This window comes from Micromonospora sp. CPCC 205739 (assembly GCF_036906795.1).
Classification (GTDB): Bacteria; Actinomycetota; Actinomycetes; order Mycobacteriales; family Micromonosporaceae; genus Micromonospora.
Window position 1 is genome coordinate 1 of record NZ_JBAKHS010000012.1, and the last position, 15,773, is coordinate 15,773.

The following is a 15,773-nucleotide window of genomic DNA, read 5'->3' on the forward strand; positions in this document are numbered from 1 at the left end:
GACGACGGTGACCTCGTGCCCGGCGGCGGCCAGCGCCACCGACAGCGCGTGCACGTGCCGGCCTAGGCCGCCGACCAGCACGGGCGGGTACTCCCAGGAGAGGATCAGCACCCGCTGGTGCCGGGCGGGGTGGATGTCGATCACGTCGGCGTCAGGTGACATGAAGGCCCCCTTTGAGTTGTCCCCCGTACGTGCGGCGGCCGGCACCCCACCGGGATGCCCGTCGTCTCGCCTGGGTCGGGGCCCATCCTGCCGACCGCTGGATAACCAGCGGAGACGCCGTCGTTGCCGGTGTGTAACGGGTGTCTAGCGGGGCCGCCGGACGCGCAGCAGCTCGGCCACCGACCACGCCTGGAACGGGCAGCCGGTCGCGGCGTGCGGCGCGGTGCCATCGGCCGTCTCACTCACCGAGCCTAGGCCATAATCCCCCAAATGGCCCTCAAGTCCGACCAAAAGGTCATCGGTGGGCAGGCCGGCCTTCCGGTACGCCTCGACGAACGGCCCGATCAGCCACGGCCAGACGGTCCCCTGGTGGTAGGCGGTGTCCCGCTCGGCCGGCCCGCCCCGGTGCCGAGCGGCGAAGTCGGGGGAGTCGGGGGAGAGGCTGCGCGGGCCGAGCGGGGTGAACAGCCCCGTCGCCACCCGGCGCAGCACCGCCGGGTCCGGGTCCAGCGGGGCGTACGGCAGGGACCAGGCCAGCAGCTGGTTGGGGCGCAGCAGGTCGTCGTCGTGGTGCGCCGCCCCGCCCAGCGGGTACGCCGGCGCGGGCGCGTCCACCACGTCGTGCAGCCAGCCGGCCGGCGACGGGAACCGCTTGCCGAACGCCTCCCGGGCCCGGGCGTGCAGCCGGCCCAGCTCGGCCGCGTCCCGCCCGGCCAGCTCGGTCAGCTCCGCCAGACCGGCCAGGCCGTTGATCCAGAGCGCGTTGACCTCGACCGGCTTGCCGGTGCGCGGGGTCACCGGCACCCCGTAGACCCGGGCGTCCATCCAGGTCAGCGCGGTACCCGGGATGCCGCCCTGGGTGAGCAGGCCGTCGGCCGGGTCCACCGCGATGCCGTACCGGGTACCGGCCAGGTGCGCCTCCACCACCGCGTGCAACGCCGGCAGCAGCTCGTCGCCCAGGTCGGTGTCGCCGGTGACTGTCACGTGCCGGCTCACCGCGTGCAGGAACCACAGCGTCGCGTCGACGGTGTTGTACTCCACCCGACCGGTGTCGGCGGTGTTCGCCAGCATCCCCTCCGACAGCGTCGCCGCGTACGAGCGCAGCAGATCCCGGCCCTCGTCGGCCCGCCCGGTGCACAGGAACAGCCCCTCGTACGAGGTCATCGTGTCCCGCGACCAGGCCCCGAACCAGGGATAACCGGCCACCACGTCCGGCCCGGCGGCGGTGCGCACCACGAACGCGTCGGCGGCCAGGGCGAGGGTGGCCTCGACCGGGTCGGCCGGCTGCGCCGCCGCCACCACCGCCCGGTGCCGCCGCCGCGCCGCCGCGACCACCTCGGTCGCCGCCGGGGGCTCGTTGGCCAGGTCGCCGGCCCAGGCCAGCACCGACACCGTGTCACCCGGGCGGTCCAGCGCGCCGGCGAAGCGGCCGGCGTACCAGAGGTCCTCCTCCGGGTGCAGACCGCGCGCGGCCTCCTCCCGGTGGTGCACGCCGAGCCACCACTGCCCCTCGGGCGTCCAGTCCGGCCCGGCCAGCCGGAAGGAGCCCTCCACCACCGCACCGCCGTCGACCGGCTCCATCGCCGGCGCCGGGCCGTCCGCGCGGCGCTCGCCGTGCGCGTCCCGCCAGGTGCAGGCCGCCGAGAGCTCCAGCCGGACCGGACCTCCGGCGACCAGCCGGTGCACCACCGCCACGCCGGGGCGGCCGTGGGTCATCGCCAGCTCCCGCTCGATCACCACGTCGCCGATCCGCCAGCGCCACCTCGGCAGCCCGTCGACCAGCTCGAAGCGCTCCAGCAGCTCGAAGCCGCGCGGGTCGACCACGCCCGAGGACCACTCGTGCGCGCCGAGCCGCACCCGCGCCCCGGACGGCCAGGTCACCGCCGGGTCCAGGCTCACCAGTCCCACCTTGCGGGCGGCCGGCGTATGCCCGGCCACCACCAGCAGGCCGTGGTAGCGCCGGGTGCGCAAGCCGCTCACCGTGCCCATCGCGTACCCGCCCAGGCCGTCGGTGACCAGCCACTCCCGGGTCGCCCCGCCGGCCAGCTCGCCGCAGACCTGCGGACCGAAACCGATCTCGATCAACTGCTTTCCTCCTGCGGCCGCGAGGTGTAACACGCCACGACGACAATGGCCCTTGTGGTGAAGTACCCCGGCGGCGTCGAAGATGTGCACGTGTTCACCGACAGATCGCCCTCCGACGCACCGTCCCCCGACCCCGAGCGGCTCCGGCTGGCCCAGGCCGACGCCCGGGAGCAGGACTGGCGCGCATGGGGTCCCTATCTGTCCGAGCGGGCGTGGGGGACGGTACGGGAGGACTACAGCGAACACGGTACGGCGTGGGACTACTTCCCCCACGACCACGCGCGGTCCAGAGCCTACCGGTGGAACGACGACGGCATGGCCGGCGTCTGCGACGACCGGCAGACCTTCTGCTTCGCCCTCGCGCTCTGGAACGGTGTCGATCCGATCCTCAAGGAGCGGATGTTCGGTCTCGGCGGCGACGGCGGCAACCACGGGGAGGACGTCAAGGAGTACTGGTGGTACGAGGACTCCACGCCGACCCACTCCTGGATGCGCTGGCGCTACCACTACCCGCAGGCCGCCTTCCCGTACGACGAGCTGGTCGCCGTCAACGCGCTGCGCGGCCGGGACGAGACCGAGTACGAGCTGGTCGACACGGGGATCTTCGACGACGACCGGTACTGGGCGGTGACCGTCGACTACGCCAAGGCGTCCCCGACCGACATGTGCATCCTCGTCACGGTCGCCAACCGGGGCGACGAGGCGGCCACCCTGCACGTGCTGCCGCACCTGTGGTTCCGCAACACCTGGGCCTGGGGGCTGCCCGGCGCCGACCGGGTGCCCCGGCTGGTCGGCGAGGGTTCCCGGCTGGTCGGTGAGCACTGGGTGCTGGGGCAGGTCCTGCTGGAGGGCGACGGCGAGCCCACCCCGCTGCTCTGTGACAACGACACCAACGCCGAGCGGCTCTGGGGGCTGCCCGGGCGGTCGCCGTACCCGAAGGACGGCATCAACGACCACGTCGTGGCCGGCGCGGCCACGGTCAACCCGGCGCGGGAGGGGACCAAGGGCGCCCTGCACTACGTGCTCGACGTGCCGGCCGGCGGCCAGCGGCAGATCCGGTTGCGGCTGACCCGCACCGCCCCGCCGCCCGGCGGCGCCCCGCCGCCCCCGGCGGACCTGGGCGACGGCTTCGACGCGGTCTGCTGGGCCCGGCGGGCCGAGGCCAACCGCTTCTTCGCCGGGGTCATCCCGGCGCAGGCCAGCGCCGACGAGGCCCTGATCGCCCGGCAGGCCATCGCCGGGCTGATGTGGGGCAAGCAGTTCTACCACTTCGACGTCAAGCGGTGGCTGGAGGGCGATCCCGGCTCTGCGCCGCCGCCGGCCGGCCGCCGGCACGGGCGCAACAGCGCCTGGTGGCACATGAACAGCTTCGACGTGATCTCCATGCCCGACCCCTGGGAGTACCCCTGGTACGCCGCCTGGGACCTGGCCTTCCACTGCGTCACCATGGCCCGGGTCGACCCGGGCTTCGCCAAGGACCAGCTCCTGCTCCTGCTGCGCGAGTGGTACCTGCACCCCAACGGGCAGATCCCGGCGTACGAGTGGGCCTTCGGCGACGTCAACCCGCCGGTGCACGCCTGGGCGGCGCTGAAGGTGTTCGAGATCGACGGCGGGCGCGACCACCAGTTCCTCGCCCGGGTGATGCAGAAGCTGCTGCTCAACTTCACCTGGTGGGTCAACCGCAAGGACACCGGCGGCAACAACCTCTTCGAGGGCGGCTTCCTCGGGCTGGACAACGTCGGCCCGTTCGACCGGTCGGCCGCGCTGCCGGTGGCCGGGGTGCTGGAACAGTCCGACGGCACCGGCTGGATGGCCATGTACGCGCTCAACCTGCTGGACATGGCCATCGTGCTGGCCGAGCACGACCACGCCTACGTCGACACCGCCACCAAGTTCTTCGAGCACTTCGCGTACATCGCCGCGGCCGCGTACTCGCAGGGGCTCTGGGACGACGAGGACGCCTTCTTCTACGACGTGCTCCGGCTCGCCGACGGCAGCCAGGTGCCGCTGCGGGTGCGCTCGGTGGTCGGTCTGCTGCCGCTGGCCGCCACCACCCGGCTCACCGCGAAGACCCTGCAACGCCTGCCCGAGCTGGGCGCCCGGCTGCGCTGGTTCCTCACCCACCGCCCCGAGTACGCCGACGTGATCGGTGCCCGCCGGCTCGGCCCGGACGGCCGCCAGCAGCGGCTGCTCTCCATGGTCGGCCCGGAGCAGGTGGTCCGGCTGCTCGCCCGGATGCTCGACCCCGACGAGTTCCTCTCCGACTTCGGCCTGCGCACGCTGAGCCGCGCTCACCTGGACAAGCCCTTCTCGGTGACCCTCGGCGGGCAGGAGTTCTGCGTCGGGTACGAGCCGGCCGAGTCGACCAGCGGCCTGTTCGGCGGCAACTCCAACTGGCGCGGCCCGATCTGGATGCCGACGAACTTCCTGCTGATCAGCGCGCTGCGCGACTACGCGTCGTTCTTCGGCGACGACCTCCAGGTGGAGTACCCGACCCGCTCCGGGCGCAAGTGCTCGCTGGACGAGATCGCCGACGACCTGTCCGTACGGCTGATCTCGCTGTTCACCCGGGACGACTGGGGCCGGCGACCGATCTACGGCGCCGCCCAGCTCTTCCAGACGCACCCTGACTGGCGGGACCTGATCTGCTTCCCGGAGTACTTCCACGGCGACAACGGCGCCGGCCTGGGGGCCTGGCACCAGACCGGATGGACGGCCCTGGTCGCCGACCTCATCCTCACCCTGCGGCGCTGAACGGGGAGAGTCGCCAATCCGTCACCGGACGGTGACCGTCGGTCACGCTCGCTAGCATCGACCGGGTGTCGCCCACCGACGGCGGAGACGCCGAGCCGGCCGAGCGGTCCCGCGTCGTCGCGGCCGCCCGGCAGCTGGCCGAGGCCGAGGGCTGGGCGGCGGTGACCCGTCGCCGCCTGGCCGAGCGGACCGGGATCGACATCGAGGCGCTGTACCGCGGCTTCCCGGACCCGGCGGCGCTGGTGGCCGCCGTCGCGCTGCGCGGCTTCGCCGACCTCGCCGCCGCCCTCGCCGCCGCCCGGGCCACGAACGGCGACGACGGCGCCTGGCCGGCCGTGGTGACGGCCTACCTGGACTTCGCCTACGCCAACCCCGAGGTGTACGACGCGATGCTCGCGCACACCTCGGATCTCACGCTGGGCCGGAACCCGGCGCCCGGCGCCCCGCACGCCGCCTTCGCCGAACTGCGCGCCGCGCTGGCGCCGCTGGCCGCCGGCCGCGACCCCGACACGCTCGCCGAGATCGGCTGGGCCCTCCTGCACGGCACGGTCATGCTGACCCGGGGTGGTCGGCTGCGCCCCGACACGCAGGAGCAGCGGGAGGAGTTGATCGCGGTCCGGCTGCTCGCCGGGCCGTGGCCCGTCCGGCCCGACCCCGGGTCGGGAGCGCCGCCCGGCCTGCGCGCTGCCGGGCGCCACGAACCGGGGTAACCCGGATGACCCGGGCGGCGGCGCGCAGTAGCGTGTCCCGGACGCCGGAGGCGGAAGGGGAACCGATGGAACAGCGGCGGGACGCGGCGGTGCTCGTCTTCGACGCCGACGACACGCTCTGGGAGAACAACGTCGTCTTCGAGCGGGTGATCGACGACTTCCTGGACTGGCTGGACCACCCGACGCTCGACCGGACGCAGATCCGGGCCGTGCTCGACGACATCGAGCGCGCCAACGCGGTCGCCCACGGATACGGCAGCAAGGTCTTCCTGCGCAGCCTCGGCGAGTGCCTGGAGCGGCTGCGCGAGCGGCCCGCCACCGAGCGGGAGCGCCGCCAGATCGACGACCTGGCCGCCGCACTCGTCGCCCACCAGGTGGAGCTGATGCCCGGCGTCGCCGACACCCTGGACGCCCTCGCCGGCCGGTACGACCTGCTGCTGCTGACCAAGGGCCAACGGGAGGAGCAGCAGCGCAAGCTCGACGCCTGCGGGCTGCTGCACCACTTCGACGCCGCGCACATCGTGATGGAGAAGGACGCCGACACCTACGGTTGGCTGGCCCGGGAGCACGGCTTCGACCCGGCCCGCGCCTGGATGATCGGCAACTCCCCGAAGTCCGACATCCTGCCCGCCCGGGCCGCCGGGATGAACGCGGTGTACATCCCGAACGACAACACCTGGGTGCTGGAGCAGGACGAGCTGGACCCGACCGACGAGGGTGTGCTGCGGCTGAAGGAGTTCACCGACCTGCTTCGGTACTTCTGAGCGGGACGGTAACGTCCGGTCCGTGCCCCTGACGTTTCCTTCGCACCTGGCGCCGGTGCTGCCGCTGAAGCTGTGGCGACCGCGCTGGTTCGACGGGGTCGCGCTGGCCACCGGCGCGGTGTCGCCGGACGTCGCCTACCTGTTCACCCACACCCGGTTCGACCTGGGCATGGCCCCCCACACCGTGGGCGGGCTGCTCTGGTGGGGCCTGCCGGTCGCGCTGGTGTACGCCTGGATCGTGCGCCGCACGGTGGCCGGGATCGCGGTGCACCTGCCCGCCGCACGGCTGTTCGCCTGGCGGGACTACGCGGCCCTCGGCGCGGTCCGGCACCCGTGGCAGGTCACCGTCTGCTCGGCGCTGATCGGGGCGGCCAGCCACGTGGCCTGGGACCGGGCCACGCACACCGATCGCTGGCTGCGCCTGGTCGGGATCGAGGACTTCCACGCGCACACCGGCATGTACTGGTGGTTCTTCTCGGATCTGGTCAGCAGCGCCGTCGGCGGCGTCGTCGTGGTCGCCCTGGCGCTGCGGGCGGCCCGCCGGGGGGAGATCTTCCAGGGGGTACGCCCGCCCGCGCCGACGGCGCGCCCCGCCGTCTTCTGGGCGGTGGCCCTGGCGGTCACCGCCGCCGGGGCGACGGTGCTGCCGCTGCTGCCGGCCGCCACCGTGCCCGCCCCCGCCGGGGTGCGCCTGCTGCATCTGGCGGCCCTCGCACTCATCGCCGGCGCCGCGGCGGCGGGAGCGCTCTCCGCCGCCCGGACAGTAGCGAGCGGGACGGGACGCTTCGAGGAGAAACAGCGTCAGTCCGGCTGACCGCGTTACGCGGACATGCCGCTTTTCAGGATTGGTATCAATCACATTCGCCGGGGCCCCGGAATGCTTGTCCGGATGGCGACGGGATGCCTAATCTGGCCCCGCGTTCACGGCTCTTCGGGGTGAGTCGGGAGCGCACCGAAGTCCGGTAGTTGGGCACCGTGGAGCTGAGTGCAGGCGGGCCGGCTCGCCGTGCTGAGCCCGGCGTGGGCGACGTGCCACGCCCGCCGTGCTCGCATCGGCGATTCCGCTACCACACCGGACGGCTGGTGGTCAGGACCGGGGAGTTGCGGACCCGGTCCTGACCCGCCCGCCAAAACTGTTTCCGCGTCGATCCGTCTGCTCCACCGGAAAGAGAAAGCGTCGGGAGCGTCCCCCGCGTTACATCGACCCGCCGAAATTGCGCGACGAGATCCGTCACCATTTCCGGGACACCGCGAAGACGGCCGGGATGCCATCATCTGGCGAATGGAACCGACAACCCTCGCCGGTGGCCCCGTCGGGACGACGGCGGGCCGACCGACGCCGATCCCGCCGCCCAACCGTGCCTCCCGGTTGACCACCCTGCCCGCCGCGACCACCCAGGTGGTCGTCGTGACCGGCGAGGGCTACAGCACCACCTACGCCACCCTGGAGACGTTCCACAAGGTCGGCGGTCACTGGGTGGCGGTGTCGAGGCCGCTGCCGGCCCGGATCGGCTCGAAGGGCTTCAGCGACAACCACCTGGAGGGCGTGCCGACCACCCCCACCGGGGTCTACTCCTTCGGCCCGACCATGTACGGCATCGGCGCCAACCCCGGCGTGCGCTACCCCTACCATCAGGTGGTGCAGTACGACTGGTGGAACGAGAACCCGAACTCGTCGGCGTACAACACCTTCCAGCACACCACCAGCAACCCGGGCGGCTACAGCGAGGCGCTCTGGACGGAGAAGCCGGCGTACACCCACTTCGCCGTGATCACCTACAACATGGCGCCGAACGTGGCCAAGCCCGTCCCCGGCGCCGGCAGCGGGATCTTCCTGCACGAGTACAGCACCTCCGCCGGCAACCCCACCGCCGGCTGCGTGAGCATGTCGCACGCCAACCTGCTCTCGGTGCTGAAGTGGCTCGACCCGGCCCGCTCGCCGCGCATCGTCATCAGCCCCGTGCAGAACCTCGGCCGCTACTAGTCGCCCGGCGGCGTAGGTCGCCGCCGGGACGCCCCGACGCACACGGACCGACCGCGCCGGCCCCGAGGGCCGACGCGGTCGGAACCGCCCGGTGTCAGGAGTCCGAGCCGCGCACGATCGCCACCGCCACCCGGCAGAACTCGTTCATGTCCGGGTTGAACCCGGCCGCGATGTCGGGGTGCAGCCCGGCCCGGGTCTCGTCGAGCAACCGCTGGCAGACCTGCTCGACCGGCTCGCCCGCGTAGCTGGAGCGGATCCGTTCGGTGGCCGCCTGAAGGGCCGAGGTCAGCTGATCCTCCAGCGCGTCGCGCAGCTTCTCCTGCACGGGATCCAGCGCGCTCGGATCGAGCGTGACATGTGGCTCCGACATCGGCGCTCCTTTCGTCGGCGTCCGCGGTACCCCACCGCGGTCGTCGGTCAAACCCTGGCCGGTACGGCCGCCACCCGAACCTGGTACGAGAAGTCCTCGGCGGGCTCCTCCGCGTACGACAGCCGCCGGATCTGCCGGTCGTCGTCGTAGAGCGCGACGTCGACCAGGACGCCGAGGTGGGCCAGCCCGATGTTGGCGACCCGCTTCTTGTCCTGGAGCACCGCGCACACCCCACCGAGCAGGGTGCTGGCGTCCGAGGTGCGGTGCCCGGGTGGGCAGCGCAGGATCAGGTCGACCTCGACCGGCCCGTCCAGCGGCGTCCAGCCGGTGCGCTGGGCGGCGGCGCAGGCCGCCTGGAGCAGGGCGCGGACCCTCGTCGCCTGCCGGTGCCCGGCGGCGAAGATGGACAGCGACTCGGTCTTGACCGGTGGCAGGCCGCTCACCTCGAACGTCAGGGCGAGAGCGCGGGTGTCCTGCACGACGGCACCTCCTCGTGGGGACGATCCTGCCCAACCGGTGGACCGGCGGAGGAAGTTCGCGCGAGAACCAACCGATCGGGCGGGCGGGGGTCGGCCGGAGGCGTATCGACTTCGACGGCGACGCGCTGGCTGGCGAGTGGAACAGACGCTAGTCGACCCGGCGGGCGCAGGGTAGCCCCGCCGGGTCCACGTGCTGGGAACCTCGGCCGGTCAGGCGGCGCGGCGCGGCGGGAAGGCGCAGAACTCGTTGCCCTCCGGGTCGGCCAGCACCCACCAGCCGACCGTCTCGTCCGGCTCGCGCAGCAGGGTCGCCCCGGCGGTGATCAACGCGGTGGCGTCCGGGCCGGTCAGGTCGACGTCCCAGTGCACCCGGTTCTTGACCCGCTTACGCTCCGGCACCGGGTCGAAGACCCAGTAGTCCCAGGGGAAGCCGGCTGCCCCGACGACCGAGGCGTGGCCTTCCGCCGAGGTCTCCACCCGACCGCCCACCACGCCCGCCCACCAGGTGGCCTGCGCGGTCGGGTCGGCGCTGTCGACCACCATCTCGAACGGCCCCGGCTGGGCACCCTCCCGGGGTGCGAACGCGCACAACTGGTTGCCCTCCGGGTCGGCGAGCACCCACCAGCTGATCTCGGCGTCGGGCTCGCGCACCAGCCGGGCGCCGGCGGCCAGCAGCGCCGCCGGGTCCGCGTCGGCCAGTCGCAGGTCCAGGTGGACCCGGGTCTTGCCGGTACGCGGCTCGGGCACCCGGTTGACCCAGATCGACTCCGGCCCGGCCCCGCCCGGCCGCGGGTCGACCCGGAAGTCCCCGTCGCCGGTGTCGATCACCTCGCCCCCGAGGATCCGGGCCCAGAACCCGGCCAGCGAGCGGGTGTCGGCGGCGTCCATGCAGAGGTCCTTGAAGCGCGCGATCATCCGGTCATCATGCCCGCCGGCCCCGACACCACGCCGCCCCGCCGCGCGCCGCCCCGCCCACCCGGTCATGATCCACGCGTTTTGCGGCGTGTCGGGGTCTCCCGTAGGCGGGACACCCCGACACGGCCGCAAGTCGTGAGCGTGAGCCGCACTCCGTGACCCGCAAGCGCTCCGCGAGCCGCAACCCGAGCCGCGAGGCGCACTCCGCGAGGCGCACTCTGCGAGCCGCGCCCGGCGAGCCGCGAGCCGCGAGCGGGGGAGGTCAGCGGCGACCGCGCTTGACCTCGTGGAAGGCCGGCATCCGCAGCAGCGGCAGCAGCGAGTCCCAGAGGGTCAGCGCGTCGTCGAGGCCGGGCACCTCGGTCAGGATCGGCCCGTGGATGCCGCGCTCCGCGCCTGGCACCATCAGCACCGGCGCGCCGATCTCCGGGCCCGCCGAGGCGTACGCGAGGGCGTGCGACTCACGTACCGCCTCGTCCCAGCGCTCGTCGTCGAGGGCCGGCGCGGCCTCGCCCAGCCCGGCCGCGTCGACGGCCGCGGTCACGACCGACGCGGCGAGCGGGCTGCCCGCATCGTGGCTGCGGGCGCCCAGCTCGGTGTAGAAGCGGGCGATGTCGTCGGCGCGCCCCTGCGCGCGCAGCGCCTCCACCAGCCGCAGCGCCCGGCTCGACGCGGTCATCGCCTCGGCGAACTGCAGCGGCACGTTGCCCTCGTTGAGGATCGCCAGGCTGAACGCCCGCCACTCGACGGTGAGCCCCCGGGCCTCGGCGACCCGCACCAGCCAGCGCGAGGCGCGCCAGGTCCAGGGGCAGGCGGGGTCGAAGAAGAAGGTCGCATCCATCGGCCGAGCCTACGGCCGGACCGACGGGCCCGGCAGCGGGGTGATCTCCGGCACACCGGCCGCGGGGCCGGGTGCTTCGTCACGCTGAGGTTTCGCAGCGTTGCGGCTAGGGCACTGTGGGCGCACGAAACGCCCGGACTTGGCGCGATTCCGCAACCGCCCGCCCGGGCCGTCTCGCCGTGCGCCGGGGCGCGGGCCTTCCCCGGTTTCTCGCCGAAGAAAGGGGGAGGGCGATGACGACAGACCCCGAAGCGACCCGACATCGGCGCCGCGCAGGCGTCCGGGCCGGGGCGGCGGCCGCCGCGCTGGCGCTGGTCGCGCCGCTGGCGGCGTGCGGCTCCGATGGTGGAAGCGGCGGTACGCCCACGATCAACCTGTACTACCCGCCGGAGCAGAACCTGCAGAAGGTCGTCGACGACTGCAACGCCCAGGCGCAGGGGCGGTACCGCATCGCCTACCGGGTGCTGCCCCGGCAGGCCGACGACCAGCGGGTGCAGATGGTCCGTCGGTTGGCGGCGCAGGACACCGGCATGGACGTGCTCGGTCTCGACGTCACCTGGACCCAGGAGTTCGCCAGCGCCGACTGGATCCGCGAGTGGACCGGCCAGGACAAGGCCGAGGTGGAGCAGGGCACGCTCACCGGCCCGCTGGAGACCGCCCGGTACGAGGGCAAGCTCTACGGCGCGCCGAAGAACACCAACGTCCAGCTGCTCTGGTACCGCAGCGACCTGGTGCCGCAGGCGCCGACCACCTGGGACGACATGATCTCCGCGGCGCAGGACCTCAAGGGACAGGGCAAGCCGTACCAGGTGCTCACCATGGGCGCACTGTACGAGGGTCTCGTCGTCCTCTACAACACCCTCGCCGAGAGCGCGGGCGGGAAGATCCTCAGCGACAACGGCAAGCAGGCCGTGATGGACGCCGGGACGGTCAAGGCGCTGGACCAGTTGAAGCGCTTCGCCACGTCGGGCGTGGCCTCGCCGTCGTTCAGCAACGCCACCGAGGACCCGGTACGGCTGGAGTTCCAGGCCGGCGGCGGCGCCTTCCAGGTCAACTGGCCCTTCGTCTACCCGGCGTTGCAGGAGGCGGACCCGGAGCTGGCCAAGAAGGTCAAGTGGGCCCGGGTGCCGGGCATCGACGCGAACACCCCGAGCAAGGTCACCATCGGTGGGGTGAACATGGCGGTCAGCGCCTACTCGAAGCACCCGACGGAGTCCTTCGAGGCGGCCCGGTGCATCCGCAACGAGAAGAACCAGAAGTTCTCCGCGATCAACGACGGTGTGCCGCCGACCATCGAGAAGGTCTACGACGACCCGGAGATGGCCGAGGCGTATCCGATGAAGGAGACGATCCTCGACGAGCTCAAGGAGCCGGCGGTCCGGCCGCTGACCCCGGCGTACCAGAGCATCTCCACCGTGATGTCGGCGATCCTGTCGCCGCCGTCGGCGATCCAGCCGGAACGGACGGCGGACGAGTTGCGCGACGCCATCTCCGACGCCCTGCAGTCCAAGGGGGTCCTGCCGTGAGCGAGCGAACCCAGCGCCGCATGCCCAGCGGTGCTTCTGCGGAGGTGACGGCATGAGCATCAACGCCACTCCGACCGGCGCGGAGGTCGCCACCGAGGCCGAGCGGTCCACCGGCCGGCACGCGGCGGTGCCCGCCCAGCGGGCCGGCCGCCGGGCGAAGACCCCGTTGAGCGAGAACAAGAAGGCCGAGCGCCGGCTGGGCTGGTTGCTCTGCGCCCCGGCCGCGCTGGTCATGGTGCTGGTGACCGCCTACCCGATCATCTACTCGGTCTGGCTGTCGTTGCAGCGCTTCGACCTGCGCTTCCCGGACCAGCGCGAGTTCATCGGGCTGGAGAACTACGTCACCGTGCTGACCAACGAGTTCTGGTGGACGGCGTTCGGGGTCACCATGCTGATCACGGTGGTCACCGTCGCGGTCGAGCTGGTGCTCGGCATGGGCTTGGCGCTGATCATGCACCGGACGCTGGTCGGCCGGGGGATCGTCCGCACCGCGGCGCTGATTCCGTACGGCATCGTCACGGTCGTCGCGGCCTTCTCCTGGCGGTACGCCTGGACGCCCGGCACCGGCTACCTGGCCAACCTCTTCGACGGCAGCGCGCCGCTCACCGAGCGGGCCAGCTCGCTGGCGATCATCATGCTGGCCGAGATCTGGAAGACCACCCCGTTCATGGCCCTGCTGCTGATGGCCGGGCTGGCGCTGGTGCCCGAGGACCTGCTCAAGGCCGCCTCCACCGACGGGGCGACCGCCTGGCAGCGGTTCACCAAGGTGATGCTGCCGGTGATGAAGCCGGCGATCCTGGTCGCGCTGCTGTTCCGCACCCTCGACGCGTTCCGGGTCTTCGACAACATCTTCGTGCTGACCGCGGGCGGCAACGAGACCTCCTCGGTGTCGATGCTCGCCTACAACAACCTGATCCGGGGTCTCAACCTCGGCATCGGTTCGACGATGTCGGTGCTGATCTTCCTCACCGTGGCGATCATCGCCTTCGTCTTCGTGAAGCTGTTCGGTACCGCTGCCCCCGGCAGCGAGGACGGGGAGAGGCGCTGACATGGCCGAAACCACCACGCGGGCGAAGCTGCGCTGGGGTCTGCTGGACGTCATCGTCGTCGTCTTCGCGCTGATCCCGGTGCTCTGGATCGCCTCGCTGTCGTTCAAGACCCCGGCCACCCTCACCGACGGGAAGTTAATCCCGCGGGAGTGGACGCTGGACAACTACCGGACGATCTTCGACACGGACCAGTTCGTCCGGGCGCTGGTCAACTCGATCGGCATCGCGCTGATCGCCACGCTGATCGCGGTGGTGCTCGGGGCGATGGCCGCGTACGCGATCTCGCGACTGGACTTCCCGGGCAAGCGGCTGCTGGTCGGCGTCTCGCTGCTGATCGCGATGTTCCCGCAGGTGTCGCTGGTGTCGCCGCTGTTCGAGATCGAGCGGCAGCTCGGCCTCTTCGACACCTGGCCGGGGCTGATCCTGCCGTACATCACCTTCGCGCTGCCGCTGGCGATCTACACGCTGTCGGCCTTCTTCAAGCAGATCCCGTGGGACCTGGAGAAGGCGGCGAAGATGGACGGCGCCACCCAGGGCCAGGCGTTCCGGCGGGTCATCGCCCCGCTGGCCGCGCCGGGGCTGTTCACCACGGCGATCCTGGTCTTCATCTTCTGCTGGAACGACTTCCTCTTCGCCATCACGCTCACCTCCACGGAGCGGGCCCGCACGGTGCCGGTGGCGCTGTCGTTCTTCACCGGCGAGTCGCAGTTCGAGGACCCCACCGGGGCGATCTGCGCCGCCGCCGTGGTGATCACCATTCCGATCATCCTGTTCGTGCTCTTCTTCCAGCGCCGCATCGTCTCCGGACTGACCTCCGGCGCAGTCAAGGGATAGGTGGTAGTCGTGGCTGACATCGTGCTGGACAAGGTGAGCAAGCGGTTCCCGGACGGGACCGTGGCGGTGCAGGACGTCGATCTGGAGATCGCCGACGGCGAGTTCGTCATCCTGGTCGGCCCCTCCGGCTGCGGGAAGTCCACCACCCTCAACATGATCGCCGGGTTGGAGGACATCAGCTCCGGTGAGCTGCGCATCGCGGGGCAGCGGGTGAACGACAAGGCGCCCCGGGACCGGGACATCGCGATGGTGTTCCAGTCGTACGCGCTCTATCCGAACATGACCGTCCGGGAGAACATGGCCTTCCCGTTGCGCCTGGCGAAGATGGACAAGGAGACCATCAACCAGAAGGTGGACGAGGCGGCCAAGGTCCTGGAGCTGACCGCGCTGCTGGACCGCAAGCCGGCCAACCTCTCCGGCGGCCAGCGCCAGCGGGTGGCGATGGGTCGGGCCATCGTCCGGCAGCCCAAGGCGTTCCTGATGGACGAGCCGCTGTCCAATCTGGACGCGAAGCTGCGGGTGCAGATGCGCACGGTGGTGTCCCGGCTGCAGAAGCAGCTCGGCACGACCACCGTCTACGTCACCCACGACCAGACCGAGGCGATGACCCTCGGGGACCGAGTGGTGATCATGCGGGGCGGCGCGGTGCAGCAGGTCGGCCCGCCGCAGGAGCTCTACGACCACCCCCGCAACCTCTTCGTCGCCGGCTTCATCGGCTCCCCGTCGATGAACTTCCTGCACGCGGCGGTCTCGGACGGCACGCTGCGTACCGCGCTCGGCGACGTGCCGATCGGGGACCGGGTCCGCCGGCAGTTGGAGGGGGCCGACGCGCCCCGCGAGCTGATCCTCGGCATCCGCCCCGAGCACTTCGAGGACGCGGAGCTGGTCGACGACGACACCCGCCGCCGGGGCATGGAGTTCGAGGCGCCGGTGGACATCGTCGAGTCGATGGGGTCGGACAAGTACGTCTACTTCACCGTCGAGGGGGAGCGGGCCAGCGCCGCCGAGTTGGAGGAGCTGGCCGCCGACGCCGGCGCCGCCGACTTCACCGGCACCGGTGCCAGCCTGGTCACCCGCCTGTCGGCCGAGTCGCCGGTGCGGGAGGGCACGACCCGCCGGGTCTGGTTCAACCTGGAGAAGATCCACCTGTTCGACCCGTCCAGCGGGCGCAACCTGACCCTGCACGAGGGCCGGGCCGCGGGCGCGCTGGCCGACTGACGCCTCGTCGCCGAGGGGCCGGTGGGTGTCACCCCACCGGCCCCTCGCGCGTGTGCGCTGCCGGCAGGTGCCGCCCCCGGTC

15 protein-coding genes are annotated in these 15,773 nt (G+C 72.1%); 9 read left to right on the forward strand and 6 right to left on the reverse strand.

From position 1 onward, the window contains the following. Together V6U88_RS18790 and V6U88_RS18795 are read right to left on the reverse strand one after the other, a co-directional pair. A partial coding sequence (locus tag V6U88_RS18790; RefSeq protein ID WP_442934655.1) for a glycogen/starch synthase occupies positions 1-207 on the reverse strand: 207 nt, incomplete at its 3' end. A gap of 99 nt (positions 208-306) precedes the next feature. After that, positions 307-2,247 carry an amylo-alpha-1,6-glucosidase gene (locus tag V6U88_RS18795; protein ID WP_334454730.1) on the reverse strand — a complete coding sequence of 647 codons (1,941 nt, stop codon included), beginning with the start codon at positions 2,245-2,247 and terminating at the stop codon, positions 307-309. A gap of 45 nt (positions 2,248-2,292) precedes the next feature. Between V6U88_RS18795 and V6U88_RS18800 the strand changes: the two genes are divergently transcribed. From V6U88_RS18800 to V6U88_RS18820, 5 genes are all read left to right on the forward strand, one after another. Continuing rightward, positions 2,293-5,001, forward strand: a complete 2,709-nt coding sequence (locus V6U88_RS18800; RefSeq protein WP_334454731.1) for an MGH1-like glycoside hydrolase domain-containing protein — start codon at positions 2,293-2,295, stop codon at positions 4,999-5,001. A 65-nt stretch (positions 5,002-5,066) separates the two neighbouring features. After that, on the forward strand, positions 5,067-5,711 hold the full coding sequence (locus tag V6U88_RS18805) for a TetR/AcrR family transcriptional regulator (protein ID WP_334454733.1): 645 nt from the start codon (positions 5,067-5,069) through the stop codon (positions 5,709-5,711). A gap of 65 nt (positions 5,712-5,776) precedes the next feature. Next, positions 5,777-6,475 carry an HAD family hydrolase gene (locus V6U88_RS18810; RefSeq protein ID WP_334454734.1) on the forward strand — a complete coding sequence of 233 codons (699 nt, stop codon included), beginning with the start codon at positions 5,777-5,779 and terminating at the stop codon, positions 6,473-6,475. A gap of 22 nt (positions 6,476-6,497) precedes the next feature. Beyond that, positions 6,498-7,289: a DUF4184 family protein gene (locus V6U88_RS18815; RefSeq protein WP_334454735.1), complete on the forward strand. Its 792-nt coding sequence runs from the start codon at positions 6,498-6,500 to the stop codon at positions 7,287-7,289. A 468-nt stretch (positions 7,290-7,757) separates the two neighbouring features. Continuing rightward, positions 7,758-8,459, forward strand: a complete 702-nt coding sequence (locus V6U88_RS18820) for a L,D-transpeptidase family protein (protein ID WP_334454736.1) — start codon at positions 7,758-7,760, stop codon at positions 8,457-8,459. Positions 8,460-8,553: 94 nt separating this feature from the next. Here the strand turns inward: V6U88_RS18820 and V6U88_RS18825 are convergent, their stop codons facing one another. The 4 genes from V6U88_RS18825 to V6U88_RS18840 all read right to left on the reverse strand — a co-directional run bounded on the left by V6U88_RS18825 (position 8,554) and on the right by V6U88_RS18840 (position 11,064). Further along, positions 8,554-8,829, reverse strand: a complete 276-nt coding sequence (locus V6U88_RS18825; RefSeq protein ID WP_334454737.1) for a hypothetical protein — start codon at positions 8,827-8,829, stop codon at positions 8,554-8,556. 47 nt (positions 8,830-8,876) lie between these two features. Beyond that, a complete protein-coding gene (locus V6U88_RS18830; protein ID WP_334454738.1) occupies positions 8,877-9,308 on the reverse strand; it encodes a hypothetical protein in 432 nt (143 codons plus the stop codon). A 210-nt stretch (positions 9,309-9,518) separates the two neighbouring features. Beyond that, positions 9,519-10,223 carry a VOC family protein gene (locus V6U88_RS18835; RefSeq protein WP_334454740.1) on the reverse strand — a complete coding sequence of 235 codons (705 nt, stop codon included), beginning with the start codon at positions 10,221-10,223 and terminating at the stop codon, positions 9,519-9,521. A gap of 262 nt (positions 10,224-10,485) precedes the next feature. Beyond that, positions 10,486-11,064 carry a mycothiol-dependent nitroreductase Rv2466c family protein gene (locus tag V6U88_RS18840; RefSeq protein WP_334454742.1) on the reverse strand — a complete coding sequence of 193 codons (579 nt, stop codon included), beginning with the start codon at positions 11,062-11,064 and terminating at the stop codon, positions 10,486-10,488. A 233-nt stretch (positions 11,065-11,297) separates the two neighbouring features. Between V6U88_RS18840 and V6U88_RS18845 the strand changes: the two genes are divergently transcribed. Genes V6U88_RS18845 through V6U88_RS18860 form a run of 4 tightly spaced genes read left to right on the forward strand, consistent with a single transcriptional unit; the run spans position 11,298 to position 15,691 of the window. Beyond that, on the forward strand, positions 11,298-12,590 hold the full coding sequence (locus V6U88_RS18845) for an ABC transporter substrate-binding protein (RefSeq protein ID WP_334454743.1): 1,293 nt from the start codon (positions 11,298-11,300) through the stop codon (positions 12,588-12,590). Between the two features lie 52 nt (positions 12,591-12,642). Beyond that, positions 12,643-13,638, forward strand: coding sequence for a carbohydrate ABC transporter permease (locus tag V6U88_RS18850; RefSeq protein WP_334454745.1), 996 nt, complete (start codon positions 12,643-12,645; stop codon positions 13,636-13,638). 1 nt (position 13,639) lies between these two features. Continuing rightward, on the forward strand, positions 13,640-14,473 hold the full coding sequence (locus V6U88_RS18855) for a carbohydrate ABC transporter permease (RefSeq protein WP_334454747.1): 834 nt from the start codon (positions 13,640-13,642) through the stop codon (positions 14,471-14,473). A 9-nt stretch (positions 14,474-14,482) separates the two neighbouring features. Next, positions 14,483-15,691 carry an ABC transporter ATP-binding protein gene (locus V6U88_RS18860; protein ID WP_334454748.1) on the forward strand — a complete coding sequence of 403 codons (1,209 nt, stop codon included), beginning with the start codon at positions 14,483-14,485 and terminating at the stop codon, positions 15,689-15,691. The last annotated feature ends 82 nt before the right edge of the window (positions 15,692-15,773 follow it).